At 67.6% G+C, this 24,185-nt stretch carries 26 protein-coding genes and 1 pseudogene; 10 read left to right on the top strand and 17 right to left on the bottom strand.

From position 1 onward, the window contains the following. The 3 genes from KIH31_RS16475 to arsB all read right to left on the bottom strand — a co-directional run. A partial coding sequence (locus tag KIH31_RS16475) for an FAD-dependent oxidoreductase (RefSeq protein ID WP_214428365.1) occupies window positions 1-125 on the bottom strand: 125 nt, incomplete at its 3' end. Between the two features lie 6 nt (window positions 126-131). Continuing rightward, window positions 132-557: an arsenate reductase ArsC gene (locus KIH31_RS16480; protein WP_214428235.1), complete on the bottom strand. Its 426-nt coding sequence runs from the start codon at window positions 555-557 to the stop codon at window positions 132-134. Further along, window positions 554-1,663 (bottom strand): ACR3 family arsenite efflux transporter, encoded by a 1,110-nt coding sequence (arsB, locus tag KIH31_RS16485; protein WP_307857688.1) that lies wholly within the window; start codon window positions 1,661-1,663, stop codon window positions 554-556. The genes KIH31_RS16480 and arsB overlap by 4 nt, the downstream gene beginning before the upstream one ends. A 112-nt stretch (window positions 1,664-1,775) precedes the next feature. Between arsB and KIH31_RS16490 the strand changes: the two genes are divergently transcribed. Continuing rightward, window positions 1,776-2,126, top strand: a complete 351-nt coding sequence (locus KIH31_RS16490; protein ID WP_250546141.1) for a metalloregulator ArsR/SmtB family transcription factor — start codon at window positions 1,776-1,778, stop codon at window positions 2,124-2,126. Window positions 2,127-2,187: 61 nt separating this feature from the next. Here the strand turns inward: KIH31_RS16490 and KIH31_RS16495 are convergent, their stop codons facing one another. From KIH31_RS16495 to KIH31_RS16515, 5 genes are read right to left on the bottom strand one after another with little or no spacing between them, the layout of a single operon-like run. Next, entirely contained in the window at window positions 2,188-5,139 is a 2,952-nt protein-coding gene (locus KIH31_RS16495; RefSeq protein WP_214428238.1) for a glycoside hydrolase family 2 TIM barrel-domain containing protein, read from the bottom strand. A gap of 29 nt (window positions 5,140-5,168) precedes the next feature. Beyond that, a complete protein-coding gene (locus KIH31_RS16500) occupies window positions 5,169-5,954 on the bottom strand; it encodes a DeoR/GlpR family DNA-binding transcription regulator (protein ID WP_214428239.1) in 786 nt (261 codons plus the stop codon). A gap of 4 nt (window positions 5,955-5,958) precedes the next feature. Further along, entirely contained in the window at window positions 5,959-6,867 is a 909-nt protein-coding gene (locus KIH31_RS16505) for a carbohydrate ABC transporter permease (RefSeq protein WP_214428240.1), read from the bottom strand. Beyond that, a complete protein-coding gene (locus tag KIH31_RS16510) occupies window positions 6,864-7,817 on the bottom strand; it encodes a carbohydrate ABC transporter permease (protein ID WP_214428241.1) in 954 nt (317 codons plus the stop codon). The genes KIH31_RS16505 and KIH31_RS16510 overlap by 4 nt, the downstream gene beginning before the upstream one ends. A gap of 33 nt (window positions 7,818-7,850) precedes the next feature. Next, window positions 7,851-9,170, bottom strand: coding sequence for an ABC transporter substrate-binding protein (locus KIH31_RS16515; protein WP_214428242.1), 1,320 nt, complete (start codon window positions 9,168-9,170; stop codon window positions 7,851-7,853). A gap of 393 nt (window positions 9,171-9,563) precedes the next feature. Between KIH31_RS16515 and KIH31_RS16520 the strand changes: the two genes are divergently transcribed. Both KIH31_RS16520 and KIH31_RS16525 read left to right on the top strand, forming a co-directional pair. After that, window positions 9,564-9,707 carry a hypothetical protein gene (locus KIH31_RS16520; RefSeq protein WP_214428243.1) on the top strand — a complete coding sequence of 48 codons (144 nt, stop codon included), beginning with the start codon at window positions 9,564-9,566 and terminating at the stop codon, window positions 9,705-9,707. 320 nt (window positions 9,708-10,027) lie between these two features. Next, the gene (locus KIH31_RS16525) at window positions 10,028-10,759 is read left to right on the top strand and encodes a ZIP family metal transporter (RefSeq protein ID WP_214428244.1); all 732 of its coding nucleotides are present in this window, start codon (window positions 10,028-10,030) and stop codon (window positions 10,757-10,759) included. A 6-nt stretch (window positions 10,760-10,765) separates the two neighbouring features. On the opposite strand, the gene KIH31_RS16530 is transcribed toward KIH31_RS16525, so the two are convergent. Both KIH31_RS16530 and KIH31_RS16535 read right to left on the bottom strand, forming a co-directional pair. After that, window positions 10,766-11,572, bottom strand: coding sequence for a hypothetical protein (locus KIH31_RS16530; RefSeq protein ID WP_214428245.1), 807 nt, complete (start codon window positions 11,570-11,572; stop codon window positions 10,766-10,768). 58 nt (window positions 11,573-11,630) lie between these two features. After that, on the bottom strand, window positions 11,631-12,107 hold the full coding sequence (locus KIH31_RS16535) for a hypothetical protein (protein ID WP_214428246.1): 477 nt from the start codon (window positions 12,105-12,107) through the stop codon (window positions 11,631-11,633). A 352-nt stretch (window positions 12,108-12,459) separates the two neighbouring features. Between KIH31_RS16535 and KIH31_RS16540 the strand changes: the two genes are divergently transcribed. From KIH31_RS16540 to KIH31_RS18225, 4 genes and pseudogenes are all read left to right on the top strand, one after another. Continuing rightward, entirely contained in the window at window positions 12,460-13,980 is a 1,521-nt protein-coding gene (locus KIH31_RS16540; protein ID WP_214428247.1) for an MFS transporter, read from the top strand. A 6-nt stretch (window positions 13,981-13,986) separates the two neighbouring features. After that, on the top strand, window positions 13,987-14,451 hold the full coding sequence (gene soxR / locus KIH31_RS16545) for a redox-sensitive transcriptional activator SoxR (RefSeq protein WP_214428248.1): 465 nt from the start codon (window positions 13,987-13,989) through the stop codon (window positions 14,449-14,451). Window positions 14,452-14,526: 75 nt separating this feature from the next. Continuing rightward, a complete protein-coding gene (locus KIH31_RS16550) occupies window positions 14,527-15,045 on the top strand; it encodes a flavin reductase family protein (protein ID WP_214428249.1) in 519 nt (172 codons plus the stop codon). Between the two features lie 161 nt (window positions 15,046-15,206). Then, window positions 15,207-15,567 (top strand): annotated as a pseudogene (locus KIH31_RS18225) (SRPBCC domain-containing protein); the annotation flags it as partial. Between the two features lie 3 nt (window positions 15,568-15,570). Here KIH31_RS18225 and KIH31_RS16560 read toward each other — a convergent pair. Beyond that, window positions 15,571-15,954 (bottom strand): STAS/SEC14 domain-containing protein, encoded by a 384-nt coding sequence (locus KIH31_RS16560; RefSeq protein ID WP_214428383.1) that lies wholly within the window; start codon window positions 15,952-15,954, stop codon window positions 15,571-15,573. Between the two features lie 11 nt (window positions 15,955-15,965). Continuing rightward, window positions 15,966-16,481 carry a MarR family winged helix-turn-helix transcriptional regulator gene (locus KIH31_RS16565; RefSeq protein ID WP_214428250.1) on the bottom strand — a complete coding sequence of 172 codons (516 nt, stop codon included), beginning with the start codon at window positions 16,479-16,481 and terminating at the stop codon, window positions 15,966-15,968. Between the two features lie 187 nt (window positions 16,482-16,668). On the opposite strand from KIH31_RS16565, the gene KIH31_RS16570 reads away from it, so the two are divergent. After that, window positions 16,669-17,712, top strand: coding sequence for an NAD(P)-dependent alcohol dehydrogenase (locus KIH31_RS16570; RefSeq protein ID WP_214428251.1), 1,044 nt, complete (start codon window positions 16,669-16,671; stop codon window positions 17,710-17,712). Here the strand turns inward: KIH31_RS16570 and KIH31_RS16575 are convergent. The 3 genes from KIH31_RS16575 to KIH31_RS16585 form a co-directional block, all read right to left on the bottom strand. Further along, entirely contained in the window at window positions 17,709-18,623 is a 915-nt protein-coding gene (locus KIH31_RS16575; RefSeq protein ID WP_214428366.1) for a 5'-3' exonuclease H3TH domain-containing protein, read from the bottom strand. The genes KIH31_RS16570 and KIH31_RS16575 overlap by 4 nt on opposite strands. A gap of 63 nt (window positions 18,624-18,686) precedes the next feature. Continuing rightward, the gene (locus KIH31_RS16580) at window positions 18,687-19,820 is read right to left on the bottom strand and encodes an AI-2E family transporter (RefSeq protein WP_250546142.1); all 1,134 of its coding nucleotides are present in this window, start codon (window positions 19,818-19,820) and stop codon (window positions 18,687-18,689) included. 74 nt (window positions 19,821-19,894) lie between these two features. Beyond that, a complete protein-coding gene (locus KIH31_RS16585; RefSeq protein WP_214428253.1) occupies window positions 19,895-20,716 on the bottom strand; it encodes a YsnF/AvaK domain-containing protein in 822 nt (273 codons plus the stop codon). A 311-nt stretch (window positions 20,717-21,027) separates the two neighbouring features. On the opposite strand from KIH31_RS16585, the gene KIH31_RS16590 reads away from it, so the two are divergent. Together KIH31_RS16590 and KIH31_RS16595 are read left to right on the top strand one after the other, a co-directional pair. Then, window positions 21,028-21,732 (top strand): hypothetical protein, encoded by a 705-nt coding sequence (locus KIH31_RS16590; protein WP_214428254.1) that lies wholly within the window; start codon window positions 21,028-21,030, stop codon window positions 21,730-21,732. Window positions 21,733-21,794: 62 nt separating this feature from the next. After that, the gene (locus KIH31_RS16595) at window positions 21,795-22,832 is read left to right on the top strand and encodes an NAD-dependent epimerase/dehydratase family protein (protein WP_214428255.1); all 1,038 of its coding nucleotides are present in this window, start codon (window positions 21,795-21,797) and stop codon (window positions 22,830-22,832) included. Between the two features lie 19 nt (window positions 22,833-22,851). Here the strand turns inward: KIH31_RS16595 and KIH31_RS16600 are convergent, their stop codons facing one another. Beyond that, entirely contained in the window at window positions 22,852-23,193 is a 342-nt protein-coding gene (locus KIH31_RS16600) for a YnfA family protein (RefSeq protein ID WP_214428256.1), read from the bottom strand. A 5-nt stretch (window positions 23,194-23,198) separates the two neighbouring features. Continuing rightward, on the bottom strand, window positions 23,199-24,149 hold the full coding sequence (locus KIH31_RS16605) for a LysR family transcriptional regulator (RefSeq protein ID WP_214428257.1): 951 nt from the start codon (window positions 24,147-24,149) through the stop codon (window positions 23,199-23,201). Window positions 24,150-24,185 lie beyond the last annotated feature (36 nt).

A 24,185-nucleotide genomic window follows, 5' to 3' on the forward strand; every position in this document is an offset into this window, starting at 1 on the left:
ATCAACGCGCCGCCGGCCGTCACCGACCCGGCAATCACCAGCGGCTCCAGCCCGGCCCGGGCCGCGTAAATCGCCGCCGTGTAACCAGCCGGACCCGAACCAACAATGATCAACTTCTCAGACATGGGTGCCTACTTTCCGGCCGGCAGCAGCTCGGCAATCAGTGTTTCAACGCGCTTCTTGATCTCGTCCCGGATAGGCCGGACCGAGTCGACGCCCTTGCCCGCCGGGTCCTCAAGGGCCCAGTCCTCGTAGCGCTTGCCGGGGAAAACCGGGCAGGTGTCGCCGCATCCCATCGTAATGACGACGTCGGACTCCTTGACCGCCTCGGTGGTGAGGATCTTGGGGATTTCGGCCGTGATGTCGATGCCTTCCTCCTGCATTGCCTCAACGGCCGCCGGGTTCACCCGGTCCGCCGGCTCGGAACCGGCCGAGCGCACCTCGATGCGGCCGCGCGCCAGGTGACCCAGGTAGGCCGCCGCCATCTGCGAGCGCCCGGCGTTGTGCACGCAGACGAACAGGACTGAAGGCTTGGGGTCGGGGGATTGGGTGCTCATAGGGATTCTCCTTCAACGTGTACGGGGTCGGGGGCGGGGAAGAAGCGTTGGCGTGCCCCCAGCGCGGCGTAGACCAAGGCAACGAGGGCTGGAACCTCGATCAGCGGCCCGACGACGCCGGCGAGCGCCTGGCCGGAAGCGGCCCCGAACGTGCCGATTGCCACCGCGATGGCGAGCTCGAAGTTGTTGCCCGCTGCGGTGAAGGCAAGAGTGGTGGTCTTCGCGTAACCGAGGTTCAGGGAGCGTCCCCAGAGCATGCCTGCGCCGAAGACAACGGCGAAGTAGACGGCCAGGGGAAGTGCGATCCGGGCGACATCCAGCGGCCTGGAGGTGATGGTGCCCCCTTGCAGGGCGAAGAGGAGCGCGATGGTGAACAGCAGCCCGTAGAGAGCCCACGGGCCCAGCTTGGGCAGCACGCGGGCTTCGTACCCGTCCCGGCCCAGCAGCTTCTCCCCTGCGGACCTTGTCAGGAAGCCCGCCAGCAGCGGGATCCCCAGGAACACCAGGACACTGGCCGTGATGGCTCCGAAAGAGAAGGCGGCGCTGGTCGTCGGGAGCCCCAGCATGCCGGGGAGCACCTGCAGGTAGAACCAGCCCAGCGCGCCGAACGCGAGCACTTGGAACACCGAATTGACCGCCACCAGGACGGCGGCTGCTTCCCGGTCGCCGCAGGCCAGGTCGTTCCAGATCAGCACCATCGCGATGCATCGGGCGAGGCCGACAATAATCAGTCCGGTGCGGTACTCGGGCAGGTCCGGCAGGAAGATCCAGGCCAGCGCGAACATGAACGCGGGAGCGAGGACCCAGTTCAGCAGCAGGGACGTAAGCATGAGCTTGCGGTCCCCGATCACGCGTCCGGTCTCGTTGTAGCGGACCTTGGCCAGCACCGGGTACATCATCACCAGCAGGCCAACGGCGATCGGCAGGGACACGTTGCCGATCTTCATCGCGTCCAGCGCTGCACCCAGACCAGGCACGTAGCGGCCCAGCAGAAGACCTGCCGCCATTGCGGCGATGATCCAGACCGGCAGGAAGCGGTCAGCGGCGGACAGGCGGCCGGTGACGGCGGCCGCAGCGGCGGGAGCTGGACGGGTTTCGGTGCGCACTGGACTCCTCTGCGCCGGCTTCGCAGCGGGCAGCGTTAGGATTGATGGTGGTCGATACGACGAGTATTGCTGTGCATATCGACGAATGTCAATCCGGATGCATAATGGATGCATGACCACTGCGTTAACGCTCGATCCGCTCGCAGCTGCCGCCTGCTGCGCTCCCGTCACCCGCGAAGTGATGAGCTTCGAGGACGCGCAGAAACATGCCCATCTGCTCAAGGCCGTGGCCGATCCCACCCGTCTCCGCCTGCTCTCCCTGGTGGCGGCAGGAGAGAACGGGGAGTCCTGCGTCTGCGACCTCACCGAGCCGCTCGGGCTGGGCCAGCCGACAGTCTCCCACCACCTGAAGATCCTCGTCGACGCGGGCATCCTCAGCCGGGAGAAGCGAGGGAACTGGGCCTACTTCTCGCTCGTGCCCGGCTCCCTCGACGCCGTCGCCGCGGTGCTCACCGGCCGCTGAGACCGTCCCCCGGCCAGTGAAATTGCCCCCGGCGGGCACCGTGCCGGCCGGCGGAGCGAGGTCACCCGAGCCGGAACCGGAGTTCGAGCCTGGCCGGACGGGCCTCCAGGGTGTACCGGGGCAGCTCGACCGGCCCGCACGCACCGGTTCCGATGCCCTGCTGGGCCAGGTCCAGGTTGAGCCAATGCCACTGCGGGTCCGGGACCAGATCCGTCGTGTGCCGGGCTGCGTCCAGCGCCTCCGTGGTCCAGGGCCGAAGGGTCAGGTCGAAAGGCGCCGGACCGGTGATGCGCAAGGAGGAACCGTCGCCGCGGCCGACCTGCGCCCACCGCACCTGGCGCCGGCTGCCGTTCTCCTGCGGGCGCACGTAGCTGGTCTGCAGCTCGTCGATTCCCGCCGAGAACCGTCCGACGCGCTGCGCCAGGTGGGTGTCCGAATACGCCTCGCCGGGGCCCTGGCCGAACCATTCGAGCCGGTCGAAGGCCGTCGGCAGCCCCATCCGCAGCCCCAGCCGCGGCAGCGGGCACTCCCATACGCCGAGCGGGGCCAGGTCCGCAGTGAGCTGCAGCTCCCCGTCCCGCCAGCGCCAGGAGAACCGCGCTTCGTAGCCGAGGTCGGTCCCGGCCGGCATCGCATGGCTGAGCACCGTGAGGGCGTCACCGTCGACGTGCGCCTGGAGAACCTTGTGGCGCAGGCGGTGCAGGCCCAGCAGGCGCCATGCCGCCGAGGGCGGGTTCACCCAGGCGAGGTCGTCGTTGTCGGTGGTGGCGCGCCACAGGTCCACGCGCGGCCCGACGACGTCGGTTCCGCCGAGCCGGATGAGCTGGCCGCGGGCGTCGAACTCCGCCTCGCCCAGCCGCCAACCGGAGGCCGTCGCTTCAGGTGACGCCGCTTGTCCCGGCTCCGGAGCCGGCTGCCCGGCACCCTCCTGCACCGCGGCGGCCCCGAGTCGCCCCTGGCCCCAGGCGACGGTGTGGCCCGCGGCCGCCCACGCCTCATCGGCCGCCAGCAGCGCGCGGACCGTCAGCCAGCGTTCCGCCCCGGACGCCGGGGCTGCGGCGCGTGCCTCGGCCGGCAGGGGAAGTGCCTCGCCGGAGCCCGGGCCCAGCAGGGGCACGCCCAGCTCCCCCGCGGCCACTTCCCCGCCGTCGTCCTCCAGCACCCACTCGAACCGCAGGTGGGAGGTGTCGCGCACGGCGTAGAGGTTGGAGATCTCCAGGTCCCGTTCCGTGACGGAAATCCGGACCGGTTCGATGACCTTCTTGAACTCGATCAGCCCCGGCGAGGGTGTCCGGTCGGGGAAGACGAGCCCGTCCGCGATGAAATTCCCGTCGTGCACCGGTTCACCGAAGTCGCCGCCGTACCCGTAGAACAGTTCGCCGGCATTCGGACCGTCCGCTGCCCGCTTCGGCACGCAGTGGTCCAGCCATTCCCAGACGAACCCGCCGGCCAGCCGCGGGTAGGTCTCGAAGAGTTCCTGGTATTCGGCCAGGCCGCCCGGGCCGTTGCCCATCGCGTGGGCGTACTCGCAGAGCATGAACGGCAGGCCGCGCCGGTGCGCGTCGTGGGACGGGTCCGACGTCGGATCCTCCTTCTGCTGGCCGATCAGCTCGGTCTCGGCGTGGTCCGCGTACATGCGGCTGTACACGTCCACGTACGGGCTGTCCCAGTCCCCTTCGTAGTGGATGAAGCGGCTCGGGTCGCGGTCCTTCGTCCAGGCCGCCATGGCGGCGAGGTTCGAGCCCTTGCCGCTTTCATTGCCCAGGGACCAGCCGATGACGCTGGGATGGTTCTTGTCCCGCTCCACCAGTCGCTGCATCCGGTCCAGATAGGCCGGGCGCCACTGCGGGTCATCACTGGGATTGCGGTGCCAGCCGACCTTCTCGAAGCCGTGCGTCTCGAGGTCACATTCGTCAATGACCCAGAGGCCGTACTCGTCGCACAGCTCCAGGAAGCGGGGGTCCGGCAGGTAGTGGCTGGTGCGGACGGCATTGATGTTGTGCTGCTTCATCAGCAGCACATCCTGCAGGATCGTCCCGTCGTCGAGCGAGCGGCCGGTCTGCGGGTGCCACTCATGCCGGTTGACGCCGCGGAACAGCACCGGCACCCCGTTGACCAGCAGCTGGGCGTCCTCGATCTCGACCGTGCGGAACCCGATCCGGAGCGGCACGCTTTCGCCGCCCGCGGCCAGCGTGCCGTGGTAGAGCCGAGGCACCTCGGCGCTCCAGGGCTCCACGCCGTCGATCCGGTGCGGACCGCCGGCATCCACGCCGTCCAGGCCCAGCTCAGGCACGGTGAGGAGGGCGCCCGGAACGGTCTCGACCGACAGCGTCCCGGCCCCGGCGGCGTAGTCGTAGCCGGCGTGCACGAAGAAATCGCCGATGCCGCCCTCGGGACGCAGCAGGAGGGTCACCGGGCGGAAGATCCCGGAGACCCACCACATGTCCTGGTCCTCCAGGTAGCTTCCGGCTGACCACTGGTGCACCCGGACTGCGAGGACATTGCCGCCCGGGCGCACCGCGTCGGTCAGGTCGAATTCGTGCACCAGGCGCGAGCCCTTCGCGTCGCCGACAGGCACACCGTTGCACCACAGGGCGTAGGCCGAGTCCACCCCTTCGAAGCGCACGATGATCCGACCGGCTCCCTCCCAACCGGCGGGCAGGTCGAACCGGCGGCGGTACTCGCCGGTGGGGTTCTCGTCCGGCACGTGCGGCGGGTCCACCGGGAACGGGAAGATGACGTTGGTGTACGCCGGCAGCCCGTAGCGCGGGTGGTCCGGCAGCCCCGCCATCTGCCAGCAGGACGGGACGGCGAGCCGGTCCCAGCCGCCGTCGTCGTAATCCTCCGCCTCGAATCCCGCCGTCACGGCGCCCAGGTCGGGGAGGAGCCGGAACGCCCAGTCGCCGTTGAGGTCGAGCGCCGGCGCATCGCTGGCGGCGAAGGCCCGGGGTGGAAGGGCTCCGTGGCCCGGTGAGACATCTTCGACGTAGGACAAGGCGGTATCCGTGGGCATGGAGGCGTTTCCTTTCGAGTGGTGCAGGTTCAGGCTGAGCGGGGCAGGTCGTGGGCGAGCCGGAGCCTGCCCGCCCTCTCCTTGATCAGCCGTTGCGCCTCAGCGCCGAGCCGGTCGTCGGAGATGACCTCATCCGCGTCGTCGAGTGCGGCAATGGTGCTGATGCCCGCCGTTCCCCACTTGGTGTGGTCGGCGAGCACCACCACCCGGCGTGCGGCCTTGATGAAGGCCCTGTTCATTTCCGCCTCGAGCAGGTTCGGCGTGGTGAACCCGGCGTCGGGGTCCATGCCGTGGACGCCGAGGAAGAGCAGGTCAAGATGGAGCTTGCTGAGCGCGGCGGTGGCGACCGGCCCGACCAGGGCGTCCGACGGCGTGCGCTCTCCCCCGGTCAGGATCACGGTGGAGCGGCTGCCCGCCGCCCAGAACACCCCGGCTACCCGCACCGAGTTGGTGACCACCGTGATGCGCGCTTCCGGGGCCAGCAGCTTCGCCAGCGCCCAGGTGGTCGTGCCCGCGCTCAGGCCCACGGCCATGCCGTCATGGACGAGGGACAAGGCTTCGCGGGCGATGGCGGTCTTCTCTTCCTCGGCCTGGGTGGCTTTGAGGTCGAAGCCCGGCTCGTCGGTGCCGGCGCTGCCTGGCAGCTTGGCTCCCCCGTGGATCTTCTCCAGCAGCCCGGCCTCGTCGAGGGCGTCGATGTCGCGGCGGACCGTGACGACTGAGACGCCCAGGAGCTTGGCCAGCTCCGCCGCGCGCACGATCCGCTCCGAGCGCAGGGTGTCGATGATGGCGGCGTGCCGCTCGGCCGGAAGCATCAGTTCACCCCTTGCTGGAGCCGAGGGTCAGGCCTGCCACGAAGTGCCGTTGCAGGAGCACGTAGATGACCAGGGTGGGAATCGCGGTGAGCATCGCCCCCGCGGCGATCAGGTTGTAGTTGGAGAGGAAATTGCCCTGCAGGTTGTTGATGGCAGTGGTCACGGGGAGCCGGTCCCCGCTTTGGATGAACAGCAGGGGCCAGAAGAAGTCGTTGTAGATGAAGATGACTTCCAGCGTGGCCATGGCGGCGAGCGCCGGACGGCAGAGCGGCAGGATGATGGACCAGAACTGCGTCCACACCCCGGCGCCGTCCACCAGGGCCGCCTCCGTGAGATCGGACGAGAGGGCTTTCATGTAGTTGGACAGCACGAAGGTGCAGAAACCGATCTGGAAAGCCGTGTCGACGGCGATCACACTGACGTAGGTGTTCAGCAGGTTCCCCGAGTCGCTCAACGCGTACGGCAGGTTGAAGTGCTTGAACATTTCGAACAGCGGCGCGGCGAGCACCTGGGGAGGAAGCAGGTTCCCCGCGGTGAACATGATCAGCAGGGTGATATTGAACTTCCAGCTGAACCGGCTGACCGCAAAGGCCATCAGCGAGGCGAAGAACAGGGTCAGGACCACCGCAGGGACGGTGATCAGCACGGAGTTCCAGAAGTACCGGGAGAAGCCGCCCTGGTTCCAGGCCTGGATGAAGTTCTCAAAGCCGAAGCTTCCCTGGAAGCTGAAATAGCCGTACTTGTCGGTGTCGGCCTTGGGCCGCAGGGCGGTGAAGAGGGTCCACAGCAGCGGGATGAGCCAAATCACCGCCATCACGGTCAGGAAGATGTGCGTGCCGTAGTGGCGCTTCCCCTTGCGTCCGACAGGTTCCGCGTGGCCGGTGTCCAGCCTCGTGATGGCGGGGGCGCTCATTCCGCCACTCCCTTCTTGAAGGTGCGGGCCAGGTACCAGGTGATCGGCACCAGCGAGATCACCAGCAGGATCACCGCGAGCGCGGAGCCTACGCCGATCACCTGGCCCTCCCCGACCAGGTTCTGGATGACCAGGGCGCTGATCAGTTCCAGACCGTTGGTGCCGCGGTTGATCACGTAAACGATGTCGAAGGCCCGCAGGGACTCGATCAGTGTGATGACGATGATGACGATGTTGATGGGGCGCATGGCCGGGAAGACCACGCGGAAGAAGGTCTGGGTGGCGGTGGCGCCGTCGATCGCCGCGGCTTCCCGCAGGGACGGATCGACGCCCTTCAGGCCGGCCAGGTACAGGATCATGACGTAGCCCGCGTGCCGCCAGGTGGCGGCGAAGAGTGCGGCCCAGATGTTCACGCCCGCGTCGCCGAACCAGTCGACGGCGTTGGGCTTGCCCGCTGTTCCGAGCAGGAAGTTCAGGAGCCCGCTGTCGCGGTTGTAGAACAACTGCCAGATGATGCCAATCAGGGCCAGGGAGAGCATCACCGGGGTGAAGAAGATGCTCTGGTAGATCTTGCTGCCCTTGATCTTCTGGTCCAGCAGCACCGCCAGAAGCAGCCCCAGGGGCGTGGCGATGACGGCCAGGAACACCAGCCAGAGGATGTTGTGCTGGACGGCGGGCCAGAACGGCGGGTAGTCCTGTGCCACGTACTGGTAGTTCGCGGTCCCGGCCGGCTTGATGTCAGCCAGGTCCAGACCGTTCCACCGGGTGAAGGACAGTCCGATGGAGAGCAGGGTGGGGATCCAGACCAGCACCAGCTGGATCAGGGTGGGAATCGCCACCATGACGGCGAGGACGAGCTTGTCCCGCCCGGAAAGGCGGCGGACCCGCCGGTTCGGCGCCGGCGCCGCAGCCGCGGCGCCGGCAAGTGATGTCTTCGTTGAGGAGCTCATGGAGTCATTTCTTTCGCGCTGTCCCGTGCATGGTTACTGGGCGGCGTAGAGCGCCTTGGCCTGGGACTCGAGGTTCTTGACGTCGACGCTGCCGTCCTTGATGAAGCTCTGCAGCGCCGGGATCATCACGTTGTTGGCCATTGCCGGCAGCGCATCCCGGTCAAAGAACTGGCTGATGCTCTTCGCGTTGGCGATCACGTCGGCGCACTTCTTGTTCAACGGGGTGAACTTCGAGGTGTCCGCGCCCTTCGCTGTCGCGATGTTCGAGGGATCGACCGAGGCGTACACGTCCTGGCCCTCCGCCGTGCCCATGTAGGCCAGGAAGTCCTTTGCGGCCTGGTTCTGGCCACCCTTCTTGGAGAGCATCAGGCCGTCGATGGGGGCTTCCACCGCGTCGGTGCCCTCGACGGCGATCGCCGGGAAGGGGAAGAAGTCGATGTCGGCCAGCACAGCCTTGTCGGTGAACTGCTGGGTGACGAAGGAGCCGAGCAGGTACATGCCTGACTTCTTCGCGCCCAGGCTCTGGGCGGAGTCCTGCCAGGTCATGCCCAGCGCGTTCGGGTTCTGGAACGGCAGCAGCGCCTTCCAGGTGTCGAAAACGTCGCTGACCTTCTTCTGGTCCCAGCTTTCCTTGTGCGCGCACAGGTCGAGGTGGAACTGGTAGCCGTTCAGGCGCATGTTGATGTAGTCGAACGTGCCCATCGCGGGCCAGCCGTCCTTGTCCGAGAATTCGATCGGGATCAGGCCGTCGTTCTTCATCTTCCCCGCCAGGGTCTTCAGTTCGTCGAAGGTCTTCGGGACGGTGTACCCCTTCTGCGCCCATAGGCTCTTGCGGTAGAAGAAGCCCCACGGGTAGTTGTAGTTGGGAACGAAGTACATCTTGCCGTCGTCGCCGGTGGAGGCCTTCTTCATCGCGTCGGAGTAGTTGCCGCCGATCTTCTCCCAGACGTCGTCGATGGGTGCGACGAGGCCCTTCGTGGCGTAGTAGCGCATCCGGTAGCCGGCGAACCAGGTGAACGCGTCGTCCGGGCTGCCCTGCAGGTAGCTGTTGATCTTGTTCTGGAAGTCGTTGTGCGGGACCACGTTGGTAGTGACGGTGTCGCCGGTCTTCTTGGTGAACGCGTCGGTCACGGCCTTGTAGGCGTTCTTGGGTACTTCGTCCGAGGCGCTGGAGCCGAAGGTGAGGGACTTCGACGAGGAGCCGCCGCCGGACGGGCCGCTGCCGCCGGTGCAGGCGGACAGCCAAGGGGCGGCCGCGATGCCGGCAGCGCCGAGGCCCAGGGTCCGCAGCAGCGTGCGCCGGTCGATGGGGGAACGGCCGGCGGCAGCAAAGACGCTTTCATCGGGAACCATTTTTACTCCTTTGTAAAGAGGGCATGTGATGTGCATCACTCACAGGAACGATCATAATAGATCGAAAAGAAACATGGAAGAACATTTTCTATCTCGGTTTGGTCACAGGGACGTATTCGCACAGACGAGGGGTGGCCTTCGCCTTGAGAAACGGCAAGCGCACCGGAGGTCCGGGCCAGGGCGCGAGGGGGAGGTAAGTTGGCACGGCCCTCGAGTCTGCCGGCGCGGCCGGCCGCGGCCCGCGAGAAGAAGCGAGCGAGCGAACGTACGTCGCGGAGAAGCCAGGCGGGCCGTGCGGCTTTGCCTGTACCGAACTCCTCACCCTCCCGATACTGATCGCCCCCTGCTTCGTCGCCCTGGTCGTGCCGGTGTTCGCACTCGATTACTGCCAACGTGCTGCAGACCATGGCGGCGACGGTCATCACTGTCACCTCCATCACCGCCCCCCTCCTCCTGATGGGGCTCCAGCAAGCCGCCAGCGGTCTTGCGTCGCAGGTTCTCGATCAGTTCCTCCGCCGAAAAGTCGACCAGGTTTAAGCGGGGTTTTCGTCGGGCCGGGGGCTTTCCGTCTGCTGGCAGCGGCCACCAGCGACCCGGGCCGGAATCACATTTATGCCGCCACCACCGCTTGGTTCTCAGTGTGATCGGCTTCAATCTCCTGATACTGCTCTTCTGTACAACCGTCAACCAGATTCGCAGGCCGCCGAAGTCCTCTCCGGCGATTCCGCCCCGCGCTGCGACGCGGCAAGGTCGGCCCTCCGCCTTCCTGGACGCACAGCCCCGCGCTGGCGGTGCCAGAGATCCCCCAGCAGGCCACCAACATGCGATCCATTCTCAATAATGGTACCCTCGGGGGTATGGCTCTGCTCATGGCGCTCAGCACCTTCTTTTCCACTTCTGCAGGTGGTCTATTCGCCCTGCGGAACAAGGACAGGCTTCACCTGGTCCTCGGCTTCAGCGCTGGGTTGATCCTGGGCGTGGTGGCCTTCGACCTCCTGCCGGAGATCTCCCGACTGGCCCAGCAGACCGCGGTGCCTTTTCAGGCGCCGATGATCGCGTTGGCGGCAGGCTTCCTCGGCTTCCACATCATTGAAAAAGCTGTCCTGATCCACAGTGCACACGAAGGCGAGTACGGCGTGCATAGCCACGGACACCCCTCGGTCGGCGTTGCCTCGGCACTCGCGCTGGCAGGCCACAGCCTGACCGACGGCATCGCGATCGGCCTGGCGTTCCAGGTCAGCCCCACGGCCGGCATTGGGGTCGCACTCGCTGTCATCGGACACGACTTCGCTGACGGCTTGAATACTGTCGGCCTGCTCCTCGCCAACCGCAACAGCCGCCGGCAAGTGTTCAAGTACCTGGCGCTGGACGCGCTCACACCTTTGGTCGGCGCGGCCTTGACACTGTTCATACACGTTCCTGACAGCGGGCTCCTGATCTACCTCGGAGTGTTCGCCGGTTTCCTCCTCTACATCGGTGCAAGCGACGTACTTCCCCAAGCACACGCGAAGCGACCATCGTCCGGGGCGCTGACCCTCACCGTGGCCGGCGCCGCCGCCATGTACGTGGTCGTCGGACTCCTGCCGTAGCCGTTCTTAGCCTCGCTTGCCCCCTCCTCCTCCGGACGTGACTGTGACGGTCTTGACCGCGTCAGCAGGGTTGGAGAAACTCACGGTACCCTCAGGCACCTGGAACTTCAGCTGGTAAGTCCCCGGCTCGGAGGGACGCCAGTTGTAGCCGAAGACAACCGCACCTGTCGCGTTGATCTCCCCGGGCATCCCCGCGGTCACCGTTCCGTTCGGGCCGGTGATAGTAACCGAGGCTCCGGCGACCCAGACGCGCGCCGGCATGGCCTGATCAGACGCCGTATAGCCACCGTTGCCGTCCGGGGAAGCGAGGGTGCCGTAGGCGGAGTTCCGGTCAAGGAGGCTCGGCTGGAGCTTCACCACGGTGTAACCCAGCATGGACGTCTGGGTGTCCGAGGTCAGGCCCATCTCGACTCGGACTGGATGGCCCGCCTTCAGAGATGCGGAGCCGGAAAGATTGTCGCCCCATTTCACCGTGGCCGTATCGGTGCTCTGCACTGTGTATTCGGCTTGCCACTTGTTCTTGCCCTGGACGTAGTAGTAAGCGGTCGGGTCGATTTCGTAGCCGGTGGACGGGGTCCCTGTGGGGGGCTGGAGTGCAGGGTCGGTGAGGCCGAACCCGGCCGAGCCGATGAACACAGCCGGGACGGAGAGGTTGTTGCTCGCCGTGGTTTCCCCGCCACCGCCGCCACCGCCGCCACCGCCACCGTGCCCGGCGCCGGGCCCGGCCGCGAAGGCGGAGGCCGGAACCAGGGCCATTGCCGCCGCAGCGGCGACGCCGGCCATGCCTGCAAGGACTTTTTGAATGATCGCCATAACTTTTCTCTTTCTCTGGGATGCCCGGACGATAGGTGCCGGGCGTTCATCGCGCGTCCTAGTGGCCCTGCTCGTGGATCTGGACTTGTTGGACACCCTGTTCGCCGGTGTCGTAGACGAGGGGCTTCACCGGGCCGGACACGAACTGGCGAATCTGCACGTCGACTGTGTCCATGTACTGCTCCGGCCCGGCGTCCCTCAGAGCGATCTTCACTTGCACACGAGCGCCCGGGGTCAGCCCTGAGGAACCTGGTTCGGTAATTGTGGAAAGACCGTTGACCTGCGCCTGCACCGGGTACGTACCCGGCTCAGAGGACGTTGCCACCTCGCCTCCGCACTCGTCCCCCTCATCGCCACCGCAGCTGATGTCGCCGAGGGCGAGGCGGTGCACCTCAAGGCCGCGGAGCGCCATGCCGCCGAACTCGGGCAGGCGCAGCACCAGCGAACCCGCGCATCGCAGGCTCGCGTCCTGCGGCCTGCAGGAAGGGCTGACGACGTCGCTTGACTCGCTGTGGGCCGTCAGGGTGAGCCGCATACTGCTGGGATCCCCTACCCCACCTGCGTTTTGCGCAGTCACCGTAACTCCCGGCGTAGATTCACCCCCCGCCGCCCGGGCGGCCGGGCCGGATGCGAGCAGGGCCGCCAGGATCAGAAAAGGAAGACTGACGCGAACAGTGCCCCCGAGTGCCTTCATCAAAAACCCCTTCTCGAAGTGGTGACAGGAGAACGTTACGAATTGCGCGGGGAAGCAGCACAGGGCGATACGTCCTCGCCGTCGCCGAAGAGGCCGGGACTAATCCGGCCGCTGCCGTGGTTGTCGCTCTCGGAGCCTGACAAGCGGTTCGCGCCTGCGCGCGCTTGAACCCCGACCGGATCGAGACCATCTCATGACAACGCATGCCGACGGCGTCGGCTTCCGCTCGCAGCGGGGGCCGATCCTGATCGCCCTCATGCTGACCACCGGCCTCGTCGCCATCGACTCCACCATCGTGGCGACAGCGGTCCCCTCGATTGTGCGCGACGTGGGCGGCTTCGCCTCCTTCCCGTGGCTCTTCTCGGCCTACATGCTGGCCCAGGCCGTCTCGGTACCGGTCTACGCAAAGCTCTCCGACATGGTCGGGCGCAAACCGATCCTGCTCGCCGGGATCGGCCTCTTCCTGCTCGGGTCGGTGCTCTGCGGAGTGGCCTGGAGCATGCCGGCGCTGATCGCGTTCCGCGTCCTCCAGGGCCTCGGCGCGGGTGCGGTACAGCCCATGTCGATCACCGTTGCCGGTGACATCTACTCGCTCACCGAGCGCGCCAAGGTGCAGGGCTATCTGGCCAGCGTCTGGGCTATCTCCTCGGTGGTCGGACCGACGCTGGGCGGGGTGTTCTCCTCGCTCGGCATCTGGCGCGGGATCTTCCTTGTCAACATCCCGTTGTGCCTGCTGGCCGCCTGGATGCTCATCCGCACCTTCCACGAGAACATCGAGCGCACGCGGCACCGCGTCGACTACCTCGGATCCTCCCTGCTGACCGCCTCGCTCACGCTCGTCATCCTGGGCGCGCTCGAGGGCGGCCAGGCCTGGGCATGGAACTCCCCCGCCAGCATCGCAGTCTTCGCCGCCGGCGCCGTGCTCTTTGCCCTGTTCCCGCTGGCTGAGCGGCGCGCGCCCGAACCGGTGCTGCCGCTGTGGGTGGTGTCGCGGCGGCTGCTGGCGACGACGGCGTTGATCTCATTCGGCGTCGGCGCGATCATCCTGGGCCTCACATCCTACGTGCCAACCTTCCTCGAGGGATCCCTCTCCGTGTCCCCGGTGCTCGCCGGCCTCGCCCTCGCCGCACTGACGATCGGCTGGCCGATCAGCGCCTCCCAGTCCGGGCGCCTCTACCTCCGGATCGGTTTCCGCTCGACTGCCCTCATCGGCATCACGGTTGCCGTTGCCGGCGCCGCCGTGCTCGCCCTGACCGCCGCCACACCGAACGTTGCGCTGACGGCGGCGAGCTGCTTCATCGTGGGGCTTGGCATGGGTCTCGTAGCCACTCCGACGCTGATCGCGGCCCAGTCGAGCGTCGACTGGAACGAGCGGGGCGTGGTCACCGGCACGAACCTGTTCGCGCGTTCGATCGGGAGCGCCCTGGGTGTCGCCGTCTTCGGCGCCGTGGCAAACGCCGTCTATGCGCGCGTCCCGAACGGCGGGACGGACCCTCACACCGTCATTTCCGCCTCCGGGTCCGTGTTCCTGGCGGTGCTGGTGGGCGCCGCCCTGACGGTCGTGGCCGTCCTGGCGATGCCGCGTGGTCCCCGCGGGGATGCTCGGCCGGCCCCCGATGCCGCGGCCTCGGACGGGGCCGCCCCGGACGGGCGTGCCTCGAACGGGACCGCCCCGAAGCCGGAGGCCCGGACCGGCGCACAGCCGGAGCAGTAACCCTCAGTGCGCGATGATTCGGAGCTGAGCGTCGGGCAGTTGGCCGCGCGCAGCGGGCTTTCGGTCTCGGCCCTGCACTTCTACGAGCGGCAGGGCCTGATCCACAGCCGCCGAACGCCGGGAAACCAGCGGCGGTTTTCCCGTTCGGTGCTGCGGCGTGTCGCCGTGATCATGGCCGCGCAGCGTGCCGGGATACCGCTCGCCACCGTCGCGACAGCATTCGAGGAACTTCCCGGGGACGGGGTTCCGGACCAGACGGACTGGCAGAAGCTTTCGGCCGCGTGGCGCGGCGAGATCGAGGCGCGCATGGAACGGCTGGCGCATTTGCGGGACCGTCTGGAAGGGTGCATCGGATGCGGCTGCCTTTCGCTGTCCGCCTGCACCTTCGTCAACCCGGGCGACCGCCTGGGGGCCACCCGCACGGGCGCCCCGGCGCTGGAGCCCGGGGAGGAGCGGCCGCCGCGGAATTGACCTCAACAGCGGTTGAGGTTTTAGCGTCAATAGCGGACCCGGCAGAACGGGCGGACAGACGACGAAAGCGCAGGCATGACGATCTCCTCTCATCAGCGGACTCCGGCGGCTTCGCGGCTCTTCCGGGACGCTTTCCGAAGCCACCCCGCCGGCGTCGCCGTGGTCACCGCCGCAGGACCTGCCGGCCCTGTGGGCTTGACGGCGTCGTCCGTCGCGTCCGTGTCCGCCGATCCGGACGTGCTCGCCTTCTCCGTCTCGGGGTCCCGTTCGGCCAGCGTCCTGGCTACGGCGCCGACGGTCCTCGTCCACCTCATGGGCTCGGCGCAGCTCGACGTCATCAGGGCCTTCGCTACCCCCGGTGCCGAGCGCTTCGGTACCGCCATGGACTGGGAGGTCCTTCCCACCGGCGAGCCGCTGCTGCGCGGGGCCCCGTGGGTGCTGCGGTGCGAGGTGCTCCACCGCGTCCCCGCCGGCAGGTCCACTTTGCTTGCTGCGGCCGTGCTCGACGTACGGCAACAGGGGCCAGCCGGCGACCCGCTGGTGTATCGTGACCGCTCGTTCCACCGGCTGGGCGCCCACTCGCTGCTGGGCTGAGGCGGCGCAGCCGCCCCGAATCCGCGGCGGGTCCCCCGTTGACAGGCGGCGGTCGGAGGCCCGCCGGCTGCTCGATGACTACGAGGCGTTCTGGCGCCGGCGCGGAACGGCTCGCAAACATACTGGAAGAGGAATAAGAGCCGAACCGAGAGGGGTCCGCCATGACCGTCATCAGTTCCAGCCGGGACACCGAAGCGCTGAGCCTCACCTTCGTCGTCGAGTTCGACGCCGGCGTCGGAAAGGTGTGGCAGCTCTGGGAGGACCCGCGCCAGCTCGAGCGTTGGTGGGGCCGCCCACCTGGCCCGCAACCTTTACCGTGCACGACTCCGTCAAGGGCGGCGAATCCCGTTACTTCATGACATGCCCACAAGCCACGCGACCGTGACCCTGGAAGCACTGGGCGGAGGCACCCGCATGACCGTGGCGACGCGCTTCGACAGCCTGGCGGAGCTCGAGCGGCTCACCGCCATGGGCATGGAAGAAGGCATGAGCCAGGCGCTCGGCCAGATCGACGCGATCCTCCGCTTAGTGGCCGCGGCCGCCGTCGAACTGCTGCCCGTCGAACTGCCGCAGCCACGCCAGGGCATCCTGGGCGGAGGTGAAGAACTCGTGCGGGCAGAAGTCGTGGCGCCGCATGGTTGCCGCCACCACCCGGTCCACCAGGGTGGCCCCCACGAGCGCAACGGCACACACGCTTTGGGCATGTTCATAGACGTTCCTTGCCGCCGCGCTCATGCTGACGTCGCTCATCTCCAACAGCAGCGGCCGGGGCGTGTCGCCGCCGAGTGCCCGGACGGCGCGGACCGATTCCTCCGCGTCGCGGGCATCGACCTCGGACCCGGGCGTCCACCGCTGGTGGATGATGGCGTCGCGGACTTCAAGGGTGGACTTGCCGGCGCAAATCGTCATTCCGGGATGGGTCACCGGCCGTCCCCGTGCTCCTCGACGGCATCCACGGCGTCGCTCATGCGGCGCAGGAATTCGATCACGGTCAACGCTTCCTGCGGGCTGAGCGTCGCCGCTGCGGCCATCATGCGCTGATGCATGGCGCCGAGTGTTTCCCGCACTTCCTCATTGGACGCCCCGGTCGCTGCCACAATCAGTGCCCGCCGGTCCGTCGGGTGGGGCCGGCGCTCGACATGGCCGCTCTTGGACAGCCGGTCAATGAGGGTTGTCATTGAGGCGGACGAGATGCCCAGCCGCGCGCCCAGCTCCTTGGACCCAAGTCCCGGCTTTCCCGACTGTTGGGCCTGCAGCAGGTAGCGCAGGGCCAGCAGGTCCGTTTCGCCCATACCCATGGAGGAGCGGGTCCGGCGGCGCATGGCCGCCTCGGACGCCCGGTAGTCGCGAAGCGCGTTGAGCACGTCGACGGAGCCGGGCTCCGCCCTGCCGCCGTACCAGTACCCCGCTCCTTCGCCAGCGGTCCGGGTTGTCATGCTCAAACCCTAGCAACTCCGCCCTAGCCCGTCATGTATCTAGGGAACCTAGGCATTGCGGGGGTGCGAGGATCCGGTGCGCGGAACAATCGTGACCGGTAAGGTGTTGGACCAAAAAGTGGCTTTGGCCGGATTCCGGCCTTCTCCCCCAAGACCGTACCGAACCACCTACCCTTACTGGAGAACAATGCTCACCGTAAATGCTTATGCAGCGCCGTCCGCTACCGAGGACCTCGTCCCCACCACCATCGAGCGCCGCGACGTCGGCCCGCACGACGTGCTGATCGACATCAAGTTCGCCGGCATCTGCCACTCTGACATCCACACCGTCCGCGGCGACTGGGGACCCCAGTCCTACCCGCTGGCACCCGGCCACGAGATTGCCGGCATCGTGACCGAGGTCGGCTCGGCCGTCACCCGGCACAAGATCGGCGACCGGGTGGGCGTCGGCTGCATGGTGAACTCCTGCGGCGAGTGCGCCAACTGCCAGGCCGGCGAGGAGCAGTACTGCCTGAAGGGCAACACCGGCACCTACGGCGCCGTCGACCGTGACGGAACCATCACCCAGGGCGGCTACTCCACGCACGTCGTCGTCACCGAAGACTTCGTGGTGTCCATCCCCGAGGGTCTGGAACTCGACGTGGCTGCCCCGCTGCTCTGCGCCGGCATCACCACCTACTCGCCGCTGCACCACTGGAACGCAGGTCCCGGCAAGAAGGTCGCCGTGGTCGGCCTGGGCGGACTCGGGCACATGGCCGTCAAGATCGCCCACGCCATGGGCGCGGAGGTCACTGTCCTGTCGCAGTCGCTGAAGAAGCAGGAAGACGGCCTGCGCCTGGGCGCTGACCACTACTACGCCACCAGCGACGAGAACACCTTCACGGACCTGGCCGGCAGCTTCGACCTGATCGTCAACACCGTCAGCGCCTCGATCGACATCAGCTCCTACCTGCAACTGCTGAAGCTCGACGGCGCGCTCGTCAACGTGGGCGCACCGGCCGAGCCGCTGCCGGTGAATGCATTCGCCCTGATCGGCGGACGCCGCTCCTTCGCCGGATCGATGATCGGCGGCATCCGCGAAACCCAGGAAATGCTCAACTTCTGCGCCGAGCACGGCATCGGCGCAGAGATCGAGGTCATCCCGGCCGACAAGATCAACGAGGCCTACGAGCGCGTGCTGGCCTCGGACGTGCGGTACCGCTTCGTCATCGACAGCGCCACGCTGGCCTAAGTCGCGGCGCCGAGCGCCTTGAGCGCGCGGGTGAGCGAGCCGCCAAGTCCCCACTTGTCGGAGAGCTCACCGAGCGCCTCAAGGCGGTCCGCACCGAGCGGATGCAGACGCGCCTCCGGGTCGTGAAGCACCAGGTCACGCCGGACCTTCACGACCCGGGGCGCGACGTCAAGGTAGGCGGAGGCGCCTGTGAGCTTAGCCCGGACCGACGCCGACATGCCGGCCGCTGGATCCTGCGCCGCGCGGAGGACGCCGGCCAAGTCGCCGAACTGAGCCAGCAGTGACGCGGCCGTCTTCTCCCCGATGCCGGGGACGCCCGGTATCCCGTCGGAGGGATCACCGCGCAGCGCGGCGAAGTCCGCGTACCGGTCCGCCGGAACCCCGTACTTGGCGGTCACCACGTCGGCGGTGACGAGCTCAAGTTTGCTCATGCCGCGCGCGGTATAGATGACCCTCACCGCCGCCTCGTCATCGACCAACTGGAACAGGTCCCGGTCCCCCGTGACGACGTCGACCGGGATCCGCGCCCGTGCCGAGAGCGTCCCGATGACGTCGTCGGCTTCATGATCCTCGGCGCCAACGACAGGAATGCCCAGCGCACCCAGCACTTCGCGGATGAGCGGGACCTGCGCGGCAAGCAGCTCCGGCGTCTCCTCGACGTCGTTCCCATCCGCCACCACTTCCGCCACGCGGTGCGCCTTGTAGGCCGGGAGCAACTCCACCCGCCAATTCGGGCGCCAGTTGTCGTCCCAGCAGGCCACGAGCCCGGTCGGCTCGAAATCCGTCACCAACCGGGCCACCATGTCCAGCAGCCCCCGCACCGCGTTGACCGGCGTACCGTCGGGCGCGCGGATCGTATCGGGAAGCCCGTAGAAGGCGCGGAAATACAGCGAGGCGGTGTCCAGGAGCATCAGTCGTTCGGTCACACCAGCGATCATGGCACGCCGCGGTCGGCGATGGCACCCGCGGTCTGCTTAGACGACAGCCCCTTCGGCGTTCTCGTTGATCGGCTCGGGCCCGGGCACGTCCCGGCCGGACCAGGTCTTGATGATTGTCCATCCGACGGCGGCCAGCGGAACCGCCAGCAGGGCGCCGATGACGCCGGCGAGCATGGTTCCGGCAGCCAGCGAGAGCAGGATCACCAGGCCGTGGATATGCAGCACCTTGCCCATCAGCAGGGGCTGCAGAACGTGGTGCTCGAGCTGGTTCGCTCCGATGAGCACTATCAGCACGATGAGTGCCGCTCCGGGCCCGTTGGAGACGAGGGCCACCAGTACGGAAAGGGTTCCGGCAGCGGTGGCCCCGATGATCGGGATGAAACCGCCGATGAACACGAACACTGCCAGCGGAACGGCCAGGGGCACCCCCAGAAGCAGCAGGGTGACCGCGATGATGAGGCCGTCGATGGCTGCGATGATCGCGGTTCCCCGCACGTATCCGCCCAGCACGCGGGTGCTGAGGTCGGCCGCGCGGTGGGCTTTTGTTTCATGTCGGGCGGGGAGGAAGCCGAAGAGGAAGCCGCGGATCTGTTCGCCGTCCTTGAGGAAGAAGAACAAAATGACGGCCATCAGTACCATCCCGGCGATGATTTCGCCGGCGGTCCGCACCCCTGTGAGGGCATCCGTTCCGAAGCTGCCGCTGGAGAAGAATTTCTGCACCGACCCGCGGGCGGCGCTGATCTCCTGGTCGCTCACGGGGATCGGTCCGTTGTTCAGGAAGCCGTGCAGCTGGTCCACGCCCGCCAGCGCCCGGGACGCCAGCTCCTTCCACTGGTGCCGGATCAGGGAGACAACCCCGGTGACGACGCCACCAAAGACGACGAGGATGGCAACGAAGGAGGCCAGGACGGCCAGAGCCCGTGGCCAGCCGTGAGCGGTGAGCCAGCGCACCAGGGGTGCGATGGCGGACGCCAGGATCAGGGCGATCACCACTGGAATGATGACCAGGGGGACCCGGGTCACAGCCCATACGATGACCCACACCAGGCCTGCGATCAGCAGCGCCTGCCCTGCGCGGGTGGCCGCCCTGCCCAATGAGTCGGACCACAGCGAGGCGGGGGCGCCGGGCTTGTCGTTGTTGCGGGTAGCCGGGACGGGTACGTTCGCCAAGGGAGTCCTCCTAGTAGCTGGCACGCCTGCGGGGGCCGGGCGCTTTCGCCCGGCCCCCGCGTTCGCTTCGAACCTTATCGGCGTTCGTCGAGTCCGTCTGTGTCAATGTGTTCCTTGCGGACTTCCTCGTTGACCGTCTGCTCGTCGGTCACCGTTTCCTTGCCCAGGCGCACCCGCTCGACCGGGACCGTTTCCTTGTCGATCACGGGGCGTTCCTCGTGCAGGGTCACCTCGTGCTCTTCCTCGGACAGGTCCGGACCGTCGAGTGCCGCGCCCCGGTTTTCGTCCGTGATCGGCTCGCGTTCCAGCCGGACCTCTTCGCGCTGGACCGGAACGGTCTTCGTGACGTTTTCCGTGGTGACGTACTTGCGCAACCGCGCACGTCCCGTCTCCTGCTGTTCCGTGCCCACGTGAAGCTGCTCCTCGGAGCGCGTCATCGCGTCGTCGGTGGTCGGCCCCGACGTGTCGCGGCCGACGGTGCCCTCCGACCGGGTGTCGTAGCCGCCCGCGGTGCCGCCCTGAACGGGTTCGGTGCCTTCGTATCCCGCCTCACCCACAGTGCCGCGCGCATCCCGGCCGCCGACGACCTGGTAGTGCTGGTAGAGACGGTCCTCCTCGCCGGGCTCCAAGTGCCCGTCAGGGGCTACCCTCGGCGCATCCTTGACGAGGTCCTTGGCGTAAGGAACCACGAGATCGGCGCCCTGCGACCGGGCTCCCTCGAGGGGGACGAAGGACTCATGGCTGCCAAACAGACCGGTCTTCACAGTCACCCAGCTGGGCTGCTCCGTGTGGTCGTCGACGTAGATCTGGCCGATGCCGCCGATCTTGTCTCCGTCTTCAGTCAGGACGTCTCCGCCGCCGTTGACCAGGTTATCGATGTGTTCCTTGGTGATCATGATGTTCTCCTTGGATTGCTCGGTTGCGGCATTCGGACGGACTGTGGTCATCCGGGAGCAAAAAGGTGCGCCCGCTGTATGTGGCCCTGTCCGTTGCCGGTGTGCCTCGGCCTTGTGGAGGAAGACTTCAGGTTCCCCTTGAGGTCTCCATGAATCAACCTAAGCATGCTTAGCATCAGGTTGACAAGCATGCTTACTAATAAGATTTTCTGCGCACCGCTCTTTCGTCCCGAGCCGTACACTGTCGTGACCGGCGGAAGCCCCCGCCCCGACCTCACAGTCCCAGCGATAAACCCACGATGGAGGCACCGATGGAAGACCAGCCCGGAAATTTGGCGGCAGCCGCAGCCGGCCGGGGCTTCGCCATGCTCTTCCGCGCGCTCAAGGCCGCGCGCCCCGGGCGGCCCATCCACCCCGACGGTGTCGCGCTCACCGGGATGCTCCAACGCCACGGGCTGGAGGAACCGACCGGCGTCGAGTGGATCGACGCCGGGGGTTCAGACCAGGTCACGGCCCGCCTCTCCCGCTCCCTGGGGCTCCCCGGCGGCTGGCCGGATATCCTCGGGCTCGCCCTGAGAGTCCCCCACGAAGGGCGCCATCTCGACATTCTGCTGGCCTCCACCGGCGCCACGCGGGCCGGCCGGTTCGTGCTCACCATGCGCCGCTCGGCGGCCGCGGGGCCGTTCACGAGCCTCATGCCCTACCGGACGGGCCGCGGGCCGCTGCTGCTGGCGGCCCGTCCCCTGAGCGCCGCGGCAAATTTGCCTGCCGATGCGGAGGCGTTCCGCCGGAGCCTCGGCGGAGATCCCTGGACGCTGGGCCTGTACCACGCCGGCCCGCTGGAACCCTGGACGCAGTTCGCCACGCTCACCCTGCGGCCGGACGGCGAACGGGCCGACACCGCGGCCCGCTACGACCCGGTGCTGAATCCGATCCCGGGTGCCGGGGTGTACGGCTGGACCCGGCAACTGCGGGAACCCTCGTACAGCGCTGCCCGGCAGCCGCGCGGAAGCTAAGCGGTTCCTATCGGTGCGAGCAGGGGCTAGCGTGGAGCGGACAGACGATCCGAAGGAGCGAGATGCGCATTGCCATCGTGGGAGCCAGCGGAAATGCGGGTACGGCGCTGCTGCGCCGGCTGCAGCAGGACCAGCAACACCATGAGCTGATCGGCATAGCGCGGCGCAAACCGGACGCCGGAGCGGAGCCTTATGCGGGAGCCGCGTGGCACTCGATCGACGTCGGCAGCGTCGCGGCGCCGGCGCTGCTGGAGGCTGTCTTCGCCGGATGCGACGCCGTCGTCCACCTGGGCTGGGCGATCCAGCCGAACCACCACCAGGACCAGCTCCGGCGGATCAACGTAACGGGGAGCATCAACGTCTTCGAAGCGGCCTGCCGCGCCGGTGTCCCCCATCTGGTCTACGCCTCCTCGGTGGGCGCCTACAGCCCGGGACCGAAGGACAGGCGCGTCGGCGAGGAATGGCCGACCGGCGGCATCGCCACCTCGCATTACAGCCGGCATAAAGCGCAGGTTGAGACAGCGCTGGACCGCATCGAAGCTGCACACCCCGGCACGGCGGTGGCCCGGCTCCGGCCGGGGCTGATTTTCCAGTCCGGCCAGGCGCAGGAAGTGGGCCGCTACTTCCTCGGGCCGCTGCTTCCGGTCCAGCTCAGCCGGCTGCGGGTTCCGGTGCTGCCGCTGCCGCGGCAGCTTGTCTTCCAGGCGGTACACGCCGACGACGTCGCCGATGCCTACTTCCGCGTGCTGCAGCAAAAGGCGCGGGGCGCTTTCAATGTCGCCGCGGAGCCCGTGCTGGACGGGAGCACTCTTCCCCCGCTGGTCGGCGCCCGCCGCGCCGTGCAGATTCCGCTCGGGCTGCTGCGCGGCCTCGTCGCGGCCAGCTGGCGGCTGCACCTTCAGCGTTCAGACCCGGGCTGGGTGGACATGGGTGCGCAGGTGCCGCTGATGGACACCTCGCGCGCACGGAACGAGCTCGGCTGGTCCCCCTCGAAGACGTCGCAGGAGGCAGTTTCGGCGGTGCTCGGCGGAATGCAGCAAGGTGCGGGCGTTGAAGCCTCCGCCCCGCTGCGGCCCGGGAACCAACTGCCGACCAACTGAGCTGAGCGTCGGTGGGCGGCTACGAAGCCGGTCCGCGCGGAGCGAACATGATCACAGCCACTCCCGCGATGCAGATCGCGGACCCGATGAGGTCCCAGCGGTCCGGCCGGAACCCGTCGACGGCCGTCCCCCACACCAAGGACCCCGCGACGAAAACCCCGCCGTAGGCGGCAAGCACCCGTCCGAAGTGCGCGTCCGGCTGCAGGGTCGCCACAAACCCGTACAGGCCCAAGGCGATCACTCCGATCCCGGCCCACCACCAGGCACGGCCTTCGCGCACGGCCTGCCACACCATCCAGGCGCCCCCGATCTCCGCGGCGGCGGCCAGGATGAACAGCAGCACGGTCTTTGCGATGGTCATACGCCTCATCCTGCCGCATCACGTTCCGGGGCTGGGCCCCTCGTGGCCGCAGCCGCGCTTTTTCTTTTGATGTGGTGCAGGACAGCGGCAAGCGCGGGCCAGTTGCTGTTGCCTCGCAGGCTGCGGGCATAGGCCCGCAGCGCCACGTCGGGTTGTGTCAAAGGGACGAGGTGGATGCCCGCCGGAGGCAGGCTGTCAGCGGGCAGGAGGCCTATTCCGAGTCCGGCGAGAATGAGGTCCTCGACGAGGTCCAGACTGTCCGCCTGATGCCGTATCTTGGGCTCGAAGCCCGCCATGGAGGAGATCAACCGGAGGACGTGTTCGTCCGCGTTGTTTCGCGAATTGACGATCCAGTCCTGGGCGCGGAACCTCGCGAAGACTTCAGGGGCACTCGCAGGGTGTGCGGGCTTGTCATGTTCCGGCACGGCGAGGCTCCACGGGGTGCTCCACAAAGGGGTTGAGTCAAAGCCGGCGCCGCGCCCGTCCGGCGCAAGATTGTAATCGTAGGTCAGGGCCAGATCCACTTTGTCGCCTGCGAGCAGAGCGAGGGCTTCATCGGGTTCGTGCTCCCGTACTTCGAGTTTGACGCGCGGGTGGCTGAGGGCAAGGTCCCCGATGATGGGCATGAGGACCTTGCGCACGGCGGTAACGAAGCCGGCTACGCGCACTGTTCCCGCCGGTTCGGCGCCGGAGTCGAGTTCCGCGACCGCCGAATTCACCGCGGCGAGAATTGCTTCCGCCTGCCGGGCCAGGCGGCGGCCGGCGGGAGTCAGGCGCACGCCCCTGCCGACAGGTTCGAGCAGCGCTGTGCCGGTTTCGCGGGCCAGGGCGGCAATCTGCTGCGAAACAGTGGACGTCGTGGTGCCCAAGGCGTCGGCGACGTTGCGCATGGAGCCTTGGCGGGCAAGTTCGAGAAGGAATTCCAGGCGGCGCGTCTCCACGGGATTATTGTCCATGATTCGTGGACGATATGTGAAGCATTGTCACGTGGA

It is taken from the genome of Paenarthrobacter sp. DKR-5, assembly GCF_018531425.1.
Classification (GTDB): domain Bacteria; phylum Actinomycetota; class Actinomycetes; order Actinomycetales; family Micrococcaceae; genus DKR-5.